This is a genomic window from Streptomyces marokkonensis (assembly GCF_008312835.1).
In the GTDB taxonomy this organism is placed as follows: domain Bacteria; phylum Actinomycetota; class Actinomycetes; order Streptomycetales; family Streptomycetaceae; genus Streptomyces; species Streptomyces marokkonensis_A.
Window position 1 is genome coordinate 13,703 of record NZ_VSKS01000001.1, and the last position, 15,779, is coordinate 29,481.

14 protein-coding genes and 1 pseudogene are annotated in these 15,779 nt (G+C 73.6%); 12 read left to right on the forward strand and 3 right to left on the reverse strand.

What is annotated here, in order from left to right; all coding sequences use genetic code 11:
• Window positions 1-171 precede the first annotated feature (171 nt).
• The 7 genes from F1615_RS00045 (at window position 172) to F1615_RS00075 (ending at window position 5,428) form a co-directional block, all read left to right on the forward strand.
• A complete protein-coding gene (locus tag F1615_RS00045) occupies window positions 172-1,005 on the forward strand; it encodes a helix-turn-helix domain-containing protein (RefSeq protein ID WP_149546738.1) in 834 nt (277 codons plus the stop codon).
• 93 nt (window positions 1,006-1,098) lie between these two features.
• Window positions 1,099-2,574 carry a 30S ribosomal protein S12 methylthiotransferase RimO gene (gene rimO / locus F1615_RS00050; RefSeq protein WP_149546739.1) on the forward strand — a complete coding sequence of 492 codons (1,476 nt, stop codon included), beginning with the start codon at window positions 1,099-1,101 and terminating at the stop codon, window positions 2,572-2,574.
• Window positions 2,571-3,455 (forward strand): CDP-diacylglycerol--glycerol-3-phosphate 3-phosphatidyltransferase, encoded by an 885-nt coding sequence (pgsA, locus tag F1615_RS00055; RefSeq protein WP_149546740.1) that lies wholly within the window; start codon window positions 2,571-2,573, stop codon window positions 3,453-3,455. The genes rimO and pgsA overlap by 4 nt, the downstream gene beginning before the upstream one ends.
• Window positions 3,452-3,997 carry a CinA family protein gene (locus F1615_RS00060; RefSeq protein ID WP_149546741.1) on the forward strand — a complete coding sequence of 182 codons (546 nt, stop codon included), beginning with the start codon at window positions 3,452-3,454 and terminating at the stop codon, window positions 3,995-3,997. Before pgsA ends, F1615_RS00060 begins: the two co-directional genes overlap by 4 nt.
• 109 nt (window positions 3,998-4,106) lie before the next feature.
• On the forward strand, window positions 4,107-4,487 hold the full coding sequence (locus F1615_RS00065) for a helix-turn-helix domain-containing protein (protein WP_003993396.1): 381 nt from the start codon (window positions 4,107-4,109) through the stop codon (window positions 4,485-4,487).
• Between the two features lie 190 nt (window positions 4,488-4,677).
• On the forward strand, window positions 4,678-5,148 hold the full coding sequence (locus tag F1615_RS00070; RefSeq protein WP_149546742.1) for a Dps family protein: 471 nt from the start codon (window positions 4,678-4,680) through the stop codon (window positions 5,146-5,148).
• Between the two features lie 46 nt (window positions 5,149-5,194).
• On the forward strand, window positions 5,195-5,428 hold the full coding sequence (locus F1615_RS00075) for a hypothetical protein (RefSeq protein WP_149546743.1): 234 nt from the start codon (window positions 5,195-5,197) through the stop codon (window positions 5,426-5,428).
• 46 nt (window positions 5,429-5,474) lie between these two features.
• Here the strand turns inward: F1615_RS00075 and F1615_RS00080 are convergent, their stop codons facing one another.
• Window positions 5,475-6,275, reverse strand: a complete 801-nt coding sequence (locus tag F1615_RS00080; RefSeq protein WP_149546744.1) for an Fpg/Nei family DNA glycosylase — start codon at window positions 6,273-6,275, stop codon at window positions 5,475-5,477.
• Window positions 6,276-6,306: 31 nt separating this feature from the next.
• The gene (locus F1615_RS00085) at window positions 6,307-11,178 is read right to left on the reverse strand and encodes an ATP-dependent helicase (protein ID WP_149546745.1); all 4,872 of its coding nucleotides are present in this window, start codon (window positions 11,176-11,178) and stop codon (window positions 6,307-6,309) included.
• Between the two features lie 73 nt (window positions 11,179-11,251).
• Here F1615_RS00085 and F1615_RS00090 point away from each other — a divergent pair.
• From F1615_RS00090 to F1615_RS00100, 3 genes and pseudogenes are all read left to right on the forward strand, one after another.
• Window positions 11,252-12,004, forward strand: a pseudogene (locus F1615_RS00090) (AraC family ligand binding domain-containing protein); the annotation flags it as partial.
• Between the two features lie 113 nt (window positions 12,005-12,117).
• Entirely contained in the window at window positions 12,118-12,870 is a 753-nt protein-coding gene (locus F1615_RS00095) for an AzlC family ABC transporter permease (protein ID WP_149546746.1), read from the forward strand.
• On the forward strand, window positions 12,867-13,175 hold the full coding sequence (locus F1615_RS00100) for an AzlD domain-containing protein (protein ID WP_149546747.1): 309 nt from the start codon (window positions 12,867-12,869) through the stop codon (window positions 13,173-13,175). Before F1615_RS00095 ends, F1615_RS00100 begins: the two co-directional genes overlap by 4 nt.
• 52 nt (window positions 13,176-13,227) lie before the next feature.
• Here the strand turns inward: F1615_RS00100 and F1615_RS00105 are convergent, their stop codons facing one another.
• The gene (locus tag F1615_RS00105) at window positions 13,228-14,172 is read right to left on the reverse strand and encodes a hypothetical protein (RefSeq protein ID WP_149546748.1); all 945 of its coding nucleotides are present in this window, start codon (window positions 14,170-14,172) and stop codon (window positions 13,228-13,230) included.
• A 78-nt stretch (window positions 14,173-14,250) separates the two neighbouring features.
• On the opposite strand from F1615_RS00105, the gene F1615_RS00110 reads away from it, so the two are divergent.
• Together F1615_RS00110 and F1615_RS00115 are read left to right on the forward strand one after the other, a co-directional pair.
• Window positions 14,251-14,445, forward strand: a complete 195-nt coding sequence (locus tag F1615_RS00110; protein WP_149546749.1) for a DUF3046 domain-containing protein — start codon at window positions 14,251-14,253, stop codon at window positions 14,443-14,445.
• 59 nt (window positions 14,446-14,504) lie between these two features.
• Complete coding sequence (locus tag F1615_RS00115) at window positions 14,505-15,767, forward strand: AI-2E family transporter (RefSeq protein ID WP_208818220.1); 1,263 nt, start codon at window positions 14,505-14,507, stop codon at window positions 15,765-15,767.
• Window positions 15,768-15,779: the final 12 nt, after the last annotated feature.

The following is a 15,779-nucleotide window of genomic DNA, read 5'->3' on the forward strand; positions in this document are numbered from 1 at the left end:
TCCCGTCGGCGTACGTCAAGTTGAGGGAAACGGCAAACTGCAGGCCCACCATCGGGATGTCGGGCCATTCCGATGGCGTACAAAGTCCGACCGCCCGGTTGCCCCATCCTCTTGTACCCCTCCTAGACTGAACCTCCAGCACAGGCGGCTACACGCTCGAAAGGCGCCCCCGTGTCCATCGGCAACTCCCCTGAAGACGAGCGTCCCTTCGAAGACGTTTCCGAGGAAGCCCGCCCCTCCGTCGGCCGCGCGCTGCAGCAGGCACGCATCGCCGCCGGGCTCACCGTCGACGACGTCAGCACCGCCACCCGCGTCCGCATCGCCATCGTGCACGCCATCGAGGCGGACGACTTCACGCCCTGCGGCGGCGACGTCTACGCACGCGGGCACATCCGGACCCTGGCCAAGGCCGTGGACCTCGATCCGGCCCCGCTGATCGCCCAGTTCGAGGCCGAGCACGGCGGGGGCCGTCCGGCCCCGACCCCGGCCGCCCCCCTCTTCGAGGCGGAACGCATCCGTCCGGAGCGGCGCGGCCCCAACTGGACCGCGGCCATGGTCGCCGCGATCGTCGTGGTGATCGGCTTCGTCGGATTCACGATGGTCAAGGGCGACGACGACGGCGGCAAGGCGAACGTCGCCGACGGTGCCACACCCACCAAGTCCCCCTCGTCCACCCCCAAGTCCGAGAAGCCCGTCGTTCCCGAGCCGGAGCCGTCGGACAGCGCCATCGCCGCCGCCCCGCAGGACAAGGTGACGGTCCGGGTCACCGCGGCCGACGGACGCAGCTGGATCTCCGCCAAGGACCACAGCGGCCGGCTGCTCTTCGACGGACTGCTCAAGCAGGGCGATTCCAAGACGTTCCAGGACAGCTCCAAGATCAACCTGGTCCTCGGTGACGCCGGCGCGATCGACCTGTTCGTCAACGGCAAGAAGATCGAGGACGACTGGCAGCCGGGCGCGGTCGAGCGCCTGACCTACACCAAGGGCGACCCGCAGGCCGGATAAGCGGTACCGAAGGGCGCATCGGCGACGGGGGCGGTCATGATCGGCCAACCCCGTCGACGTGGGGTGTCGGCGGGACGAAGTAGTCTTGAGCCCATGCCTGAACGCCGTACCGTCGCACTCGTCACCCTTGGCTGCGCCCGTAACGAGGTGGACTCGGAGGAGCTCGCAGGCCGTTTGGAGGCGGACGGCTGGCAGCTCGTGGAGGACGCCGAGGACGCCGACGTCGCCGTCGTCAACACCTGTGGATTCGTCGAGGCCGCCAAGAAGGACTCGGTCGACGCCCTCCTGGAGGCCAACGACCTCAAGGGACATGGAAGAACGCAGGCCGTCGTCGCGGTGGGCTGCATGGCCGAGCGGTACGGCAAGGAACTCGCCGAGGCCCTTCCCGAGGCCGACGGCGTGCTCGGCTTCGACGACTACACCGACATCTCCGACCGCCTCCAGACCATCCTCAACGGCGGCATCCACGCCTCCCACACCCCGCGCGACCGGCGCAAGCTGCTGCCGATCAGCCCGGCCGAGCGGCAGGACTCCGCCGCCTCCGTCGCGCTCCCGGGACACGGCCCGCTGGATCTGCCCGAGGGCCTCGCCCCCGCCTCCGGACCCCGTGCCCCGCTGCGCCGCCGGCTGGACGGCTCCCCGGTGGCCTCCGTGAAGCTCGCCTCCGGCTGCGACCGGCGCTGCTCCTTCTGCGCCATCCCCTCCTTCCGCGGCTCCTTCATCTCGCGCCGGCCCAGCGACGTGCTGAACGAGACGCGGTGGCTGGCCGAACAGGGCGTGAAGGAGGTCATGCTGGTCTCGGAGAACAACACCTCCTACGGCAAGGACCTCGGCGACATCCGCCTGCTGGAGTCCCTGCTGCCCGAGCTCGCCGAGGTCGACGGCCTCGAGCGGGTGCGGGTCAGCTACCTCCAGCCGGCCGAGATGCGGCCCGGCCTGATCGACGTGCTGACCTCCACCCCGAAGGTCGCCCCCTACTTCGACCTGTCCTTCCAGCACTCCGCGCCCGACGTGCTGCGCGCGATGCGCCGCTTCGGCGACACCGACCGGTTCCTGGAACTGCTCGACACCATCCGGAGCAAGGCGCCCCAGGCCGGTGTGCGCTCCAACTTCATCGTCGGCTTCCCCGGCGAGTCCGCGGCCGACCTGGCCGAGCTCGAGCGGTTCCTGGACCACGCGCGGCTGGACGCCATCGGCGTCTTCGGCTACTCCGACGAGGAGGGCACCGAGGCGGCGACGTACGACCGCAAGCTGGACGAGGAGGTCGTCGCCGAGCGGCTGGCCCGTGTCTCCCGGATGGCCGAGGAACTCGTCTCGCAGCGCGCCGAGGAGCGGGTCGGCGAGACCGTGCACGTGCTGGTGGAGTCCGTGCACGAGGAGGAGGGCGTGTACGGCCGGGCCGCGCACCAGGCTCCCGAGACGGACGGCCAGGTGCTGCTCACGAGCGGCGAGGGCCTGAGCGTCGGCCGTATGGTCGAGGCGAAGGTGGTCGGCACGGAAGGTGTCGACCTGGTGGCCGAGCCGCTGTTCCAGGGTTCGCTCGCGCGCGGTGAGGAGGCGGGCAGATGACGGGTGTCCCGGCATCGGCGGCGGGTGGCCCCTCCGGCGCGAGGAGCGCGGCGGGCGCCGCACCCGGAGGCGTGTCCGCCTCCGGCCGCGCCGTCGCGCGGGAGGCCCGCGGCGCTGCTCCGGGGTCGTCCGGCGGTGGACCGGCCCGGCGCGGTGCGTCCGGCCGTGGCCCCGGCGGCGACCGGGCGCACGGCGACAAAGCGGCTTTGGCCCGCTCGCCCCGCGAGGGCGTCGACGCCGAGGACGGTACGAGGCCGGCGCGCGGTGCCAAGATCGCGGCGGCGGCCGTCAACCAGGCCAGCGTCTGGAACATCGCCAACCTGCTGACCATGCTCCGGCTGCTCCTGGTGCCCGCGTTCGTGATGCTGATGCTCGCCAACGGCGGTCACGACCCGGCGTGGCGGTCGTTCGCCTGGGCGGCCTTCGCCGTCGCCATGATCACCGACCTGTTCGACGGCCATCTGGCCCGCACGTACAACCTCGTCACCGACTTCGGGAAGATCGCCGATCCCATCGCCGACAAGGCGATCATGGGAGCGGCGCTGGTCTGTCTCTCCGCGCTGGGCGACCTGCCGTGGTGGGTCACCGGGGTCATCCTCGGCCGGGAACTCGGGATCACCCTGCTGCGTTTCCTGGTCATTCGCTACGGCGTCATCCCGGCGAGCCGCGGGGGCAAGCTGAAGACCCTCACACAGGGCGTAGCCGTCGGCATGTACGTCCTCGCGCTGACGGGGTGGCTGGCGACGTTGCGGTGGTGGGTGATGGCCGCGGCCGTCGTGCTGACCGTGGTGACCGGACTCGACTATGTGAAACAGGCCATTGTGCTCCGCAGGCAGGGAATCGCCGAGCGCAAGGCCGCGTTGGAGGAGACGGAAGCGTGAGTTCGACGGCCACCGACGTGGTGAGACTACTCACCGTGAACGGTGGAACGCTCGCCGTCGCCGAGTCGCTGACCGGTGGCCTGGTGGCGGCGGAGATCACGTCGGTGCCCGGGGCGTCCAAGGTCTTCCGGGGCTCGGTGACGGCCTATGCCACCGACCTGAAGCACCGGCTGCTCGGTGTGGACGCCACGCTGCTGGCGCAGCGCGGAGCGGTGGACCCGCAGGTGGCGGCCCAGATGGCGGCCGGGGTCCGCACGGCGCTGGGCGCCGACTGGGGCCTCGCCACCACCGGCGTCGCCGGTCCGGACCCCCAGGACGGACAGGCCGTCGGGACGGTGTTCGTGGCCGTGGACGGGCCCCTCGGGGCCGGCTCCGGTTCTGCCGGTGGCGGAAAAGTGGAGCATCTGCGGTTGAACGGCGACCGTGCGGAAATTCGTATGGAGAGTGTACGGAGCGTACTCGCACTGCTTCTGAGGGAGCTTGCGGGCGAACAGACCGGGAATGAGCGGGCACAGGATACGGAACGGAACGGGGGGTTTTGATGTTTGCAGCCCTGAGTGAACACGACATCGCTCCCCGCACGGCCGCGGCGCGAGGCGGTACGGTGGGGCGAGAAGGATGCGGCTACGCGGTCCGAGGAGGGAGCCACCGATGATTCTGCTCCGTCGCCTGCTGGGTGACGTGCTGCGTCGGCAGCGCCAGCGCCAGGGCCGTACTCTGCGCGAAGTCTCCTCGTCCGCCCGAGTCTCACTCGGCTATCTCTCCGAGGTGGAGCGGGGGCAGAAGGAGGCTTCCTCCGAACTGCTCTCCGCCATCTGCGACGCGCTGGACGTACGGATGTCCGAGCTCATGCGGGAAGTGAGCGACGAACTCGCCCTCGCCGAGCTGGCCCAGTCTGCTGCAGCGACCCCCAGCGAACCCGTACCCACGCCGGTTCGTCCGATGCTGGGTTCTGTTTCGGTGACCGGTGTGCCACCGGAACGGGTGACCATCAAGGCGCCCGCCGAGGCGGTGGACGTCGTCGCCGCGTGAGCACGATGTTCGGCGCCCGCGCGGTGTGAAGTGTGAGATGCCCCGGTAGGGGCCCTTCCGGAGATCCGGAGGGGTGCCACCGGGGTTTTCGCATGCGTGGGCCGCTCCCCGCGCTCCGTGTGCGTTTGCCGGTGCGGCGCGGGGCCGTCATCGTGGAAGGACGAGGTGGGGACCAGCCACGGAGGTGCGGATGTACGTCGTGAAGAGCCCGTTGTCCGACGAGAACCTGAAGACCGTGTCCGAGGCGCTGCAGGGCGCCTTGGTCGACCTGGTGGATCTCGCCCTGGTGGCGAAGCAGATCCACTGGAACGTGGTCGGGCCACGCTTCCGTTCCGTCCATCTCCAGCTCGACGAGGTCGTGACCCTGGCCCGAGGGCACTCCGACACGGTGGCGGAGCGCGCCGCCGCACTGGGCGTCTCGCCCGACGGGCGTGCGGCGACGGTGGCCGTGGGCAGTGGGATCGGGGTGACACCGGAGGGCTGGGTCGACGACACGGCCGCCGTGGGAGCGCTCGTGGACGCGCTGGGCGCGGTCATCGCCCGTATGCGGGAGCGGGTCACGGCGACCGCGGACCCGGACCCGGTGAGCCAGGACATCCTCATCTCGGTCACGGCGGACCTCGAGAAGCAGCAGTGGATGTTCCAGGCCGAGAACGGGTGACATCCCCTTGAGGGCCGCGGGCCCTTCGGGGAGCGGTCCGGGCGCCGTGACGACGGCGCGGACGGTGCGCTGGGGGGCCGCCCTGGGATTCGGGGCGCTGTGGTGGTGGGCGGTGGCGCGGCTGCTGCTGGTGCCCGAGGCCGGTGCGCTGGAAGGGGCGGTCGCGGCCGGCGGCTGGGGGCTCAGCCTGCTGCCGGTGCACTGCACACCGAGGGCACGGGCGGAAGGCGCGCTCGTGGCGGGGCGGTGGCGGCGGGCCTGGCGCTCGGGCGATCGGTAAGGGGCAGGGCGTCCGCTTCCTGCCGTGAGCGCGCGGACCGGCGCGATCAGCGCGGTCGCGTGGGGCCCGGCTGGCAGTGGGGACACCAGTACGTGGGACGCTCGCGGGAGCCGTCGCCCTGGTCGGCGAGGCGGACGGGCGTGCGGCAGCGCAGACAGGGGCGGCGTGCCCGGCCGTACACGAAGAGGTCCTGGCCGCGGCGGCCGGTCGTGCTGCGGATCGGGCGTTCGCGGTTGAACTCCAGCAGTCTCCTCGCGAGTTCCGGCAGCTTCGCGGCCCGGTCGGCGGGCAGTTCGCCCACCGGGAGCCAGGGGGTGACGCCGAGCAGGAAGCAGAGCTCGCTCTTGAAGACATTGCCGATACCGGCGAGGTTCCGCTGGTCGAGGAGGGCCTCGCCGAGCGGGCGGGCCGGGTCCTTCAGCAGGTTGGCCAGCGCGACGTCCGGATCCCAGTCCGGGCCCAGCAGGTCGGGCCCGAGGTGGCCGACCACGCGGTCCTCGTCGGCCGTGCGCAGCAGTTCCAGCACGGGCAGCCGGTAGCCGACGGCGGTGCGGTCGGCGTTGCCGAGGATCGCGCGGATCTGGTGCGACGGGCCGCCGTTCCAGCGCTGCCCGCCGGCGTACACCCGCCAGGAACCGTCCATCCTCAGGTGCGAGTGCAGGGTCAGGCCGCCCTCGACGCGGGTCAGCAGATGCTTGCCGCGCGGGGTGACGTCCAGCACCGTGCGGCCGGTGAGGTCGGCCGTGGCGTACCGGGGCACCCGGAGGTCGCTGCGGGTCAGCGTCTTGCCCGCGAGGGCGTCGTGCAGCCGTCGCGAGGCCTGCCAGACCGTGTCTCCTTCGGGCATGCGTCAAGGGTGGCACGCCGGACCGGGCGGGTCAGGCGCGCAGGCGCAGGCCCCGGGGTGTGGCCACGAAACCCGCGCTCTCCAGGAGCGCGCCCGGCGGGGACGTCAGGGCCGGGGTGCCGTTGACGCGCTCCACGGTGACCGTGCCGAGGGACCCCGCCCGGGCCGCCGCGGCGAGGGCTTCGGCGGCGGCCGGGAGACGGGGGTCCTCGGCGGGTTCGCCGTCGTGGTCCGCGGGCCAGGCCAGCAGGGTCTTGCCGCCACGTTCCATGTAGAGCGTCAGTTCGCCGTCCACCAGCACCACCAGGGAGCCCGCCTTGCGGCCGGGCTTGTGCCCGGCGCCGGTCGGGGGCTCGGGCCAGCCCAGCGCGGCACCGTAGGCGTTCGCCGGGTCGGCGGCGGCGAGGACGACGGCCCGTGTGGTGCGGTCCGGGCCGGTACGGCGGCCGGCGAACGGGTCGTACGACGGACCTCCGCCGTTCCGCCAGGGGGGCGGGGCCGGCGGGGCCAGGTCGCGGGGGGAGACGTAGTCGCCCGGCGACAGGCGCGGGTACGGGCTGTCGTCCGCGCCGGGGGAGCCGTCGTGGCCCTGCACGGGGTCGAAGGGACCGGGCCCCGCGTCGAAGGGGCCGGGCCCGTCCGCAGGCGGGAAGGTCTCGCCCCGTTCGCGGGCGTTGGCCGCCGCGCGGAGGCGGTCCACGGCCCCGTCCATGGCGAACTGGGCGGCGCCCAGGCCCTCCACCACATAGCCGCGACGGGCCTGCCCGGTCTCCTCGAAGGCGGACAGAACGCGGTACGTCGCCGAGAAGCCGCCCTCGACGCCCTCCGCGGAGACGGCGCCCCGCGTCACCACGCCGTGCCGGTCGAGCAGGGTGCGGGCCAGCGCGTGCGCCCGGACCGTGGCGTCGGAGTCCCGGTCCGGGAGCAGGGACCAACGGCCGGCGACGGTCGGCGGGCCCGTGCGGGAGGCGCCGCGGGCGGACGCCGTGAGCGAGCCGTAGCGCCCGCGCGGGACCGAGCGCTTCGCGCGGTGGGCGGTGGAGCCCGCGGTGCGGCCGGAGCCCAGCAGGGAGCGCATGGGGGTGAGCGTGTCGTTGGTGAGCCGTCCGGACCAGGCGAGGTCCCACAGGGCGTCGGCGAGCTGCGGATCGGTGGCCTCGGGGTGGGTGGTGGCGCGGACCTGGTCGGCGATCTGCCGGAAGAACAGGCCGTAGCCGCCGGAGAGGGTGTCCAGGACGGACTGGTGGAGGGCGGTCGGCTCCAGCGGGTGCGGGGGAGGCAGGAGCAGTGGGGCGGCGTCCGCGAGGTAGAGGGAGACCCAGCCGTCCTTCCCGGGCAGCGAACCGGCACCGGCCCACACCACCTCTCCGGCGGCCGTGAGCTCGTCCAGCATCGCCGGCGCGTAGTTCGCCACGCGGGACGGCAGGACCAGCTTCTCCAGGGCGGACGCGGGCACGGACGCGCCCTGCAACTGCTCGACGGCGCGGACCAGTCCGTCGAGGCCGCGCAGGGTGTGCCCCTTGCCGATGTGCTGCCACTGGGGGAGGAACTGGGCGAGCGAGGCCGGCGGCACCGGCTCCAGCTCGTGCCGCAACGCGGCCAGGGAGCGGCGGCGGAGCCTGCGCAGCACGGCGGCGTCGCACCACTCCTGTCCGATCCCGGCGGGATGGAACTCGCCCTGGACGACCCGGCCCGCCGCCGAGAGCCGCTGGAGGGCGCCCTCGGTGACCGCCACACCCAGTCCGAAGCGGGCCGCCGCCGTGGCCGACGTGAACGGGCCGTGGGTGCGCGCGTACCGCGCGAGGAGGTCGCCGAGGGGGTCCTTGACGGGTTCGGTGAACGCCTCCGGCACGCCGACCGGCAGTGCCGTGCCCAGCGCGTCGCGCAGCCGGCCGGCGTCCTCGACCGCCGCCCAGTGGTCGGCGCCGGCCACCCGCACCAGGATGGCGCGCCGGGCGGAGGCGAGCTCCCGCGCCCACCGCGGCTCGGCGCCGCGCTCGGCGAGCTCGGCATCGGTGAGCGGACCGAGCAGGCGCAGCAGGTCGGCCACGCCCTCCGCGTCCTTGACGCGCCGGTCCTCGGTGAGCCACTGCAGCTCGCGCTCCAGCTCGGTCAGCACCTCGGCGTCGAGCAGTTCGCGCAGCTCCGCCTGGCCGAGCAGCTCGGCCAGCAGCCGCGAGTCCAGCGACAGGGCGGCGGCGCGGCGCTCGGCGAGCGGGGAGTCGCCCTCGTACAGGAACTGGGCGACGTACCCGAACAGCAGGGAGCGGGCGAAGGGGGACGGCTCCGGGGTGGTGACCTCGACCAGCCGCACCTTGCGGGACTCCAGGTCGCCCATCAGCTCGGCGAGTCCGGGAACGTCGAAGACGTCCTGGAGGCATTCGCGGACGGCTTCCAGGACGATCGGGAACGAGCCGAACTCGCCGGCCACCTGGAGCAGTTGGGAGGCCCTCTGGCGCTGCTGCCACAGCGGGGTGCGGCGGCCCGGGTTGCGGCGCGGCAGCAGCAGCGCGCGGGCGGCGCACTCGCGGAACCGGGCCGCGAACAGTGCCGAGCCGCCCACCTGGTCGGTGACGACCTGCTCGACCTCGCCCTTGTCGAAGACGACGTCGGCGGCGCCCACGGGGGCCTGGTCCGCGTCGTACTCGGCACCGGCCCTCATGGGCTCGTGGTCGAGCAGGTCGAGACCCATCAGGTCGGCGTCCGGCAGCCGCAGCACGATGCCGTCGTCGGCGTGCATCACCTGGGCGTCCATGCCGTAGCGCTCGGAGAGGCGGGCGCCGAGCGCGAGCGCCCACGGGGCGTGCACCTGGGCGCCGAACGGTGAGTGCACGACGACCCGCCAGTCGCCCAGTTCGTCGCGGAAGCGCTCCACCACGATGGTGCGGTCGTCGGGGACGTGGCCGCAGGCCTCGCGCTGTTCGTCGAGGTAGGACAGGACGTTGTCCGCGGCCCAGGCGTCCAGACCCGCCGCGAGGAGCCGCAGCCGGGCGTCGTCCCGGGACAGCGAGCCCACCTCGCGCAGGAACGCGCCCACCGCACGGCCGAGCTCCAGCGGCCGGCCCAGCTGGTCGCCCTTCCAGAACGGCAGCCGCCCGGGCACGCCCGGCGCGGGGGAGACCAGGACCCGGTCGCGCGTGATGTCCTCGATGCGCCAGGAACTGGTGCCGAGCGTGAAGACGTCGCCCACGCGGGACTCGTAGACCATCTCCTCGTCCAGCTCGCCGACCCGTCCGCCGCCCTTCTTGGGATCGGCGCCCGCGAGGAACACCCCGAAGAGGCCCCGGTCGGGGATCGTGCCGCCGGAGGTCACGGCGAGGCGCTGGGCGCCCGGGCGGCCGGTGATCTCGCCCGTGACCCGGTCCCACACCACGCGCGGGCGCAGCTCCGCGAAGGCGTCGGACGGGTAGCGGCCGGCGAGCATGTCCAGGACGCCCGTGAAGGCGGACTCGGGCAGCGAGGCGAAGGGCGCCGCGCGCCGGACCATGGCGAGCAGGTCGTCGAGCTGCCAGGTGTCCATGGCCGTCATGGCGACGAGCTGCTGGGCCAGGACGTCGAGGGGGTTGGCGGGGACCCTCAGGGACTCGATCGCCCCGGTGCGCATCCGCTCGGTGACCACGGCCGCCTGCACGAGGTCGCCCCGGTACTTCGGGAACACCACGCCCGTGGAGACCGCGCCCACCTGGTGCCCCGCGCGGCCGACGCGCTGGAGGCCGGAGGCGACGGACGGCGGGGACTCCACCTGGACCACCAGGTCCACGGCGCCCATGTCGATCCCCAGCTCCAGGCTGGAGGTGGCGACCACCGCGGGCAGCCGGCCCGCCTTGAGGTCCTCCTCGACCAGCGCGCGCTGCTCCTTGGACACCGAACCGTGATGGGCGCGCGCGATGACCGTGGGCGCGCCCTGGGCGGCCCCGGAGCCGCCCATGAGCTCGGCGGGGGAGTGGTGCTCGTCCAGGGGCTCACCGGTGGCCCGCTCGTAGGCGATCTCGTTGAGCCGGTTGCACAGGCGCTCGGCGAGGCGGCGGGAGTTCGCGAACACGATGGTCGAGCGGTGCGACTGCACCAGATCCGTGATCCGCTCCTCGACATGCGGCCAGATCGACGGCCGCTCGGCGCCCTCCGAGCCGTCGGCGACCGGGGAGCCGCCCAGCTCGCCCAGGTCCTCGACCGGCACCACCACTGAGAGGTCGAACTCCTTGCCGGACTCCGGCTGCACGATCTCCACCTTGCGGCGCGGGGAGAGGAACCGGGCGACCTCGTCCACCGGGCGCACCGTCGCCGAGAGGCCGATGCGGCGGGCCGGGCGGGGCAGCAGTTCGTCCAGCCGCTCCAGGGAGAGCGCGAGGTGCGCGCCGCGCTTGGTGCCCGCGACCGCGTGCACCTCGTCCAGGATCACCGTCTCCACGCCCGTCAGCGCGTCGCGCGTGGCGGACGTCAGCATCAGGAACAGCGACTCGGGAGTGGTGATCAGGATGTCCGGCGGACGGGTGGCCAGGGCGCGCCGCTCAGCGGGCGGGGTGTCGCCGGAGCGGATGCCGACCTTCACCTCGGGCTCGGGCAGACCCCGGCGGACGGATTCCTGGCGGATGCCGGTCAGCGGGCTGCGGAGGTTGCGCTCGACGTCGACGGCCAGGGCCTTCAGCGGCGAGACGTACAGCACCCGGCAGCGCTTCCTGGGGTCCGCGGGCGGCGGCGTGGAGGCCAGCTCGTCCAGGGCGGCGAGGAAGGCGGCCAGGGTCTTCCCGGAACCGGTGGGTGCGACCACCAGCACGTCCGAGCCCTCCCCGATGGCCTGCCACGCGCCCGCCTGTGCGGCGGTGGGCGCGGAGAACGCCCCCGTGAACCAGCCGCGGGTCGCGGGGGAGAAGCCGTCCAGGGCTCGCTGCGGATCGCTGACCATGCGTCCATCGTGCACCCGGCCACTGACAACCGGGCCGAGGCGGTGACGGCGGAGCGCGCGTGACAATGGCCGTATGGCGGGATCGCGCAGGGAGCGGGCACGGCACTGGCAGTACGACGACCTGCCCGGTGTCGATCTGCTGCGTGCCCGGTACATACGCAAGACGTTCGTCCGGCACACCCATGAGCACTTCGTGATCGCCGCCATCGCCGACGGGGTCGAGGTCTTCCACCACGGCGGCGGCGACCAGTACGCGGGCGCCGGAGCCCTCGCGCTGGTGAACCCCGACACCCCGCACACCGGCCGGGCGGGTGTCCCCGAGGGATGGCGGTACGGCGCGGTGTACCCCTCGCCGGAGGTGGTGGCCGCGATCGCCGCCGAGACCACCACGCTGCGCGGCGCGCCGGGGTTCGTCCGGCCTGTGCTCGACGATCCGTACGCCGTGCGCCTGGTGCACCAGGTGCTGCGGGCCACCGACGAGGGCAACGCGCTCGCCGCCGACACCCTGCTCCGGGTGGCGGTGACCCGGCTGCTGCGGCTGAACGGCGGAACACTGCCGCGACGCGAGGTGCGCACGGCGGGCGCCCGGATCGCGGCACGCGCGCGTGCCGTGCTCGAGGACCGGATGGCCGGGCCGCCGACCCTGGAGCGGCTGGCCGCCGAGCTCGGCACCAGCCCGTTCGCACTGTTGCGCGCGTTCCGGGACACCTACGGGATGCCGCCGCACACCTGGCTCACCGACGCGCGGGTGCGGCGCGCGCGGCGGCTGCTGGACGCGGGGACGGCACCGTCGGAGGCGGCCCTCGCGGTCGGGTTCACCGACCAGCCGCATCTGAACCGGCACTTCAGCCGCATCGTCGGCGTGCCGCCGGGCGCCTACCAGCGCGAGCGCAAGAACGTACAAGACGCCCGGGGCGGCCCTCCCGTACGGTCCGGGGCGTGGCAGCAGAACGGACAGCAGCAGCACGCGCAGACGTACGGGACGACGGCGGAGGGAAGCCGGACGGCGCCGTCGTACGGGACGCCCTCGGCGTCGGCATCGCCGTCGGACTCTCCGGCTTCGCCTTCGGAGTGACCTCGGCGGGCAGCGGCCTCACCCTGCTCCAGACCTGTGCGCTCAGCCTGCTCGTGTTCACCGGCGCCTCCCAGTTCGCGCTGGTGGGGGCGCTCGCCGCCGGCGGTGGGCCGTTCACCGCCGCCGCGGGGGCGTTCTTCCTCGGGGTGCGCAACGCCTTCTACGGGCTGCGGCTGTCGCAGTTGCTGGCGCTTCCCCGCGCGGTGCGGCCGTTCGCCGCGCAGTGGGTCATCGACGAGACGGCCGCCGTGTCGCTCGCCCAGCCCACCCGGCGCGCGGCACGCATCGGGTTCGTGGTGACCGGGCTCAGCCTGTACGTCCTGTGGAACCTCACGACGCTGCTCGGCGCACTGGGCGCGGAGGCGATCGGGGACACCGACGCGTGGGGGCTGGACGCGGCCGGTCCCGCGGTCTTCCTGGCGCTGCTCGCGCCGATGCTGCGGACCGGCACCGAGCGCACCGTCGCCGGGCTCGCCGTCCTCCTGGGGCTCGGTCTGCTGCCCGTGCTGCCGGCCGGTGTGCCGGTGCTGGTGGCCGCGCTCGCGGCACCCGCCGTCCTGTGGGCGCGGGGCCGCGCTCGCGCGTCGCGCGGTGACGCGCCGGGGGAGGACCGTTGAACGTCTGGATCGCGATCGGGGTGACCGTCCTCGGCTGCTACGCCGTGAAACTCGCGGGACTGCTGGTGCCCGCCGGAGTCCTCGAACGGCCCCTCGTCCGGAGTCTGGCCGCGCTCCTGCCGGTCGCCCTGCTCGCCGCGCTGACGGCCCAGCAGACCTTCTCCGACGGCCAGACCCTGGTCCTGGACGCCCGAGCGGCCGGACTGGCGGCCGCCGCCGTGGCGCTGATCCTGCGCGCGCCGTTCCTGCTCGTCGTCGCCGCGGCCGTCGTCGTGACGGCGGGGGTGCGGGCACTGGGCGGGTGAGACGGACCGCTCGCGCGGGCGCTGTCGAGCACCGGTGGAGACACACCCCCCGTCAGCCGACGGCGCGGCCGTACGCCACCAGGGCGCTCAGGGACTCGATCGTCACCATCGGGCGGGCCTCCAGGGCGGGGCCCGGGGCCCACCGGCGCCGGCGGACGGGCCAGCCGCCGTCCTCCCTCTGCTCGGCCGCGAGGTGGTCCAGGGAGCGTGCCATCTCCCCGTCGGTGAACCACGCGCGGGCCAGGGAACGGGGTGTCCGCGCGTAGTCGTGCGGGAAGTGGTGCTCGCCCGGCGCGTAGCCGGGGGCGACCGGGTACGCGCCGAGGTCGTCCGGGTCGAGGGCCGCGAGCCGCTGCTCGCGCACCAGGCGGCCCAGCCGCCCGGCGGCGGCCTCCGCGCGGGCGCGGTCCGGCGCGTGGTCCAGGAAGGCCACGGCGGCCTGGATCTCGTAGGGGTGGGACCGCTCCAGCGTCTCCGCGGCCTGCCAGCAGAAGTCCGTGGCGCGGAACAGCCAGGCGTGCCACACCTCGTTGCGGTGCAGCAGCCCCACCACCGGCCCGGTGGCCAGCAGCTCGCCGGGCGGGTCGTCCACGACCGGCACGAAGGGGGCCGCCGGGTAGCCGCGCTGACTCGGATGGACGGCCGGAAGCGCGCCGTCCGGCGTGGAGACGGACGTCAGGTAGCGGCACACGTCCTCCGCGCGCCGGCCGCCGCAGCGTCCCACGGCGTCCAGCACGCGCAGCGCGCGGGCGGTGTGCAGCGGCTGGCTGACCGGGCCGCGCAGATCGGGCTCCAGCGCGTGGCCGTATCCGCCGTCCTCGTTGCGGTAGGCGTCCAGCGCCGTCTCCACCGGAGCGGCGCCGCCGTCCCGGAAGCGGTGGGCGAAGAGATGCTGCTCGAGCACCCGCGCGGTGAGCCGGACGAACCGCTCCGCCCGCGCGAGCGCGCCGTGCGGCGGTGACGTCGGGGGCGGTGGGGCGGCTTCGGTGTCGGCCATGGGACCGACCGTAGGCGCAAAGCGGCGCCGGCGGGCGCCGTGGCCCGGTGCCACCCCCACGGGCGGGATACTGAGCGCATGCGGTTGACGGTTTTCTGGGAGCGGATGGCGGAGCACTTCGGCGTGGACTACGCCGACACCTTCGCGCGCGACCATGTCATGTCCGAGCTCGGCGGGCGCACCGTGCACGAGGCGCTGGCGGCCGGCTGGGACGCCAAGGACGTCTGGCAGGTGGTCTGCGCGGTGATGGACGTTCCCCGGGAAAAGCGCTGATCGTCACAGAGTTCACCCCCTGGCGGACGGCCGCCGCCGGCGTGGGTGAGACTTAGGCCGTGGCACCCACTGACGAGACCGGGCCGGCGGCCCGGCAACCCACCATGCCCGGCACGCCGCCGCCCGCGGGGCCTGAGGTGGGTCCCGCGGCCGGGGCGGGCGCCCGGATGCCGCGCTGGCTGCCGCGTGCCATGGTGCTCGCGCTCGCCCTGTTCGGTGTGTTCCAGCTGGGCAGCTGGGCCTTCCACCAGCTCACCGGCCTGCTGATCAACGTTCTCATCGCGTTCTTCCTGGCGCTCGCCGTCGAGCCCGCGGTGAGCTGGATGGCCGCGCGCGGGGTGCGCCGGGGTCTGGGCACCTTCCTCGTCTTCCTGGGCATCCTGGTCGTGGGCGCGGGCTTCGTCACCCTGCTCGGATCCATGCTCGCGGGGCAGATCGTCAAGATCGTCGAGGACTTCCCGGACTACCTCGACTCCGTGATCAACTGGGTCAACGCCCACTTCGACACCGAACTGCGGCGGGTGGACGTCCAGGAGGGCCTGCTGCGCTCCGACTGGCTGCGCACCTACGTCCAGAACAGCGCCACCGGGGTGCTGGACGTGTCCGCACAGGTCCTCGGCGGTCTCTTCCAGCTGCTGACCGTCGGCCTGTTCTCGTTCTACTTCGCCGCCGACGGCCCGCGGCTGCGGCGCACCGTCTGCTCCCTGCTGCCGCCCGCGCGGCAGGCCGAGGTGCTGCGCGCGTGGGAGATAGCCGTGAACAAGACGGGCGGCTACCTGTACTCGCGCGGACTGATGGCACTCGTCTCCGGCCTGGCGCACTACGTCCTGCTGGAATTCCTCGAAGTGCCCTACGCGCCCGTGCTGGCCGTGTGGGTGGGCCTGGTGTCGCAGTTCATCCCCACCATCGGCACCTATCTCGCGGGCGCGCTGCCCATGCTGATCGCCTTCACGGTCGACCCCTGGTACGCGCTGTGGGTGCTGATCTTCGTGGTGATCTACCAGCAGTTCGAGAACTACGTGCTGCAGCCCAAGCTGACCTCCAGGACCGTGGACATCCACCCGGCGGTCGCCTTCGGATCGGTCGTCGCGGGCACCGCCCTGCTGGGCGCGGTGGGCGCGCTGATCGCGATCCCCGCCATCGCCACTCTCCAGGCGTTCCTCGGGGCCTATGTGAAGCGGTACGACGTCACGGACGACCCCCGTGTGCACGGCCACCGTGGCCCCGGCGGCGGGCCGCGGGCGCTCACGCGCGTCCGCCGTGCGTGGGCCCGCCGGCCGGGTGGGGCGCGCCCCGGCACCGGAGAGACCGGGGCTTCCTGAGGACGGCCGCCG

Bases quoted from the DNA above. Each gene is read 5' to 3' on its own strand.
- rimO (WP_149546739.1), top strand. From the start codon at position 1,099: ATGCCTGAACGCCGTACCGTCGCACTCGTCACCCTTGGCTGCGCCCGT.
- pgsA (WP_149546740.1), top strand. From the start codon at position 2,571: ATGACGGGTGTCCCGGCATCGGCGGCGGGTGGCCCCTCCGGCGCGAGG.
- F1615_RS00065 (WP_003993396.1), top strand. From the start codon at position 4,107: ATGATTCTGCTCCGTCGCCTGCTGGGTGACGTGCTGCGTCGGCAGCGC.
- F1615_RS00070 (WP_149546742.1), top strand. From the start codon at position 4,678: ATGTACGTCGTGAAGAGCCCGTTGTCCGACGAGAACCTGAAGACCGTG.
- F1615_RS00080 (WP_149546744.1), bottom strand. From the start codon at position 6,275: ATGCCCGAAGGAGACACGGTCTGGCAGGCCTCGCGACGGCTGCACGAC.
- F1615_RS00085 (WP_149546745.1), bottom strand. From the start codon at position 11,178: ATGGTCAGCGATCCGCAGCGAGCCCTGGACGGCTTCTCCCCCGCGACC.
- F1615_RS00105 (WP_149546748.1), bottom strand. From the start codon at position 14,172: ATGGCCGACACCGAAGCCGCCCCACCGCCCCCGACGTCACCGCCGCAC.
- F1615_RS00110 (WP_149546749.1), top strand. From the start codon at position 14,251: ATGCGGTTGACGGTTTTCTGGGAGCGGATGGCGGAGCACTTCGGCGTG.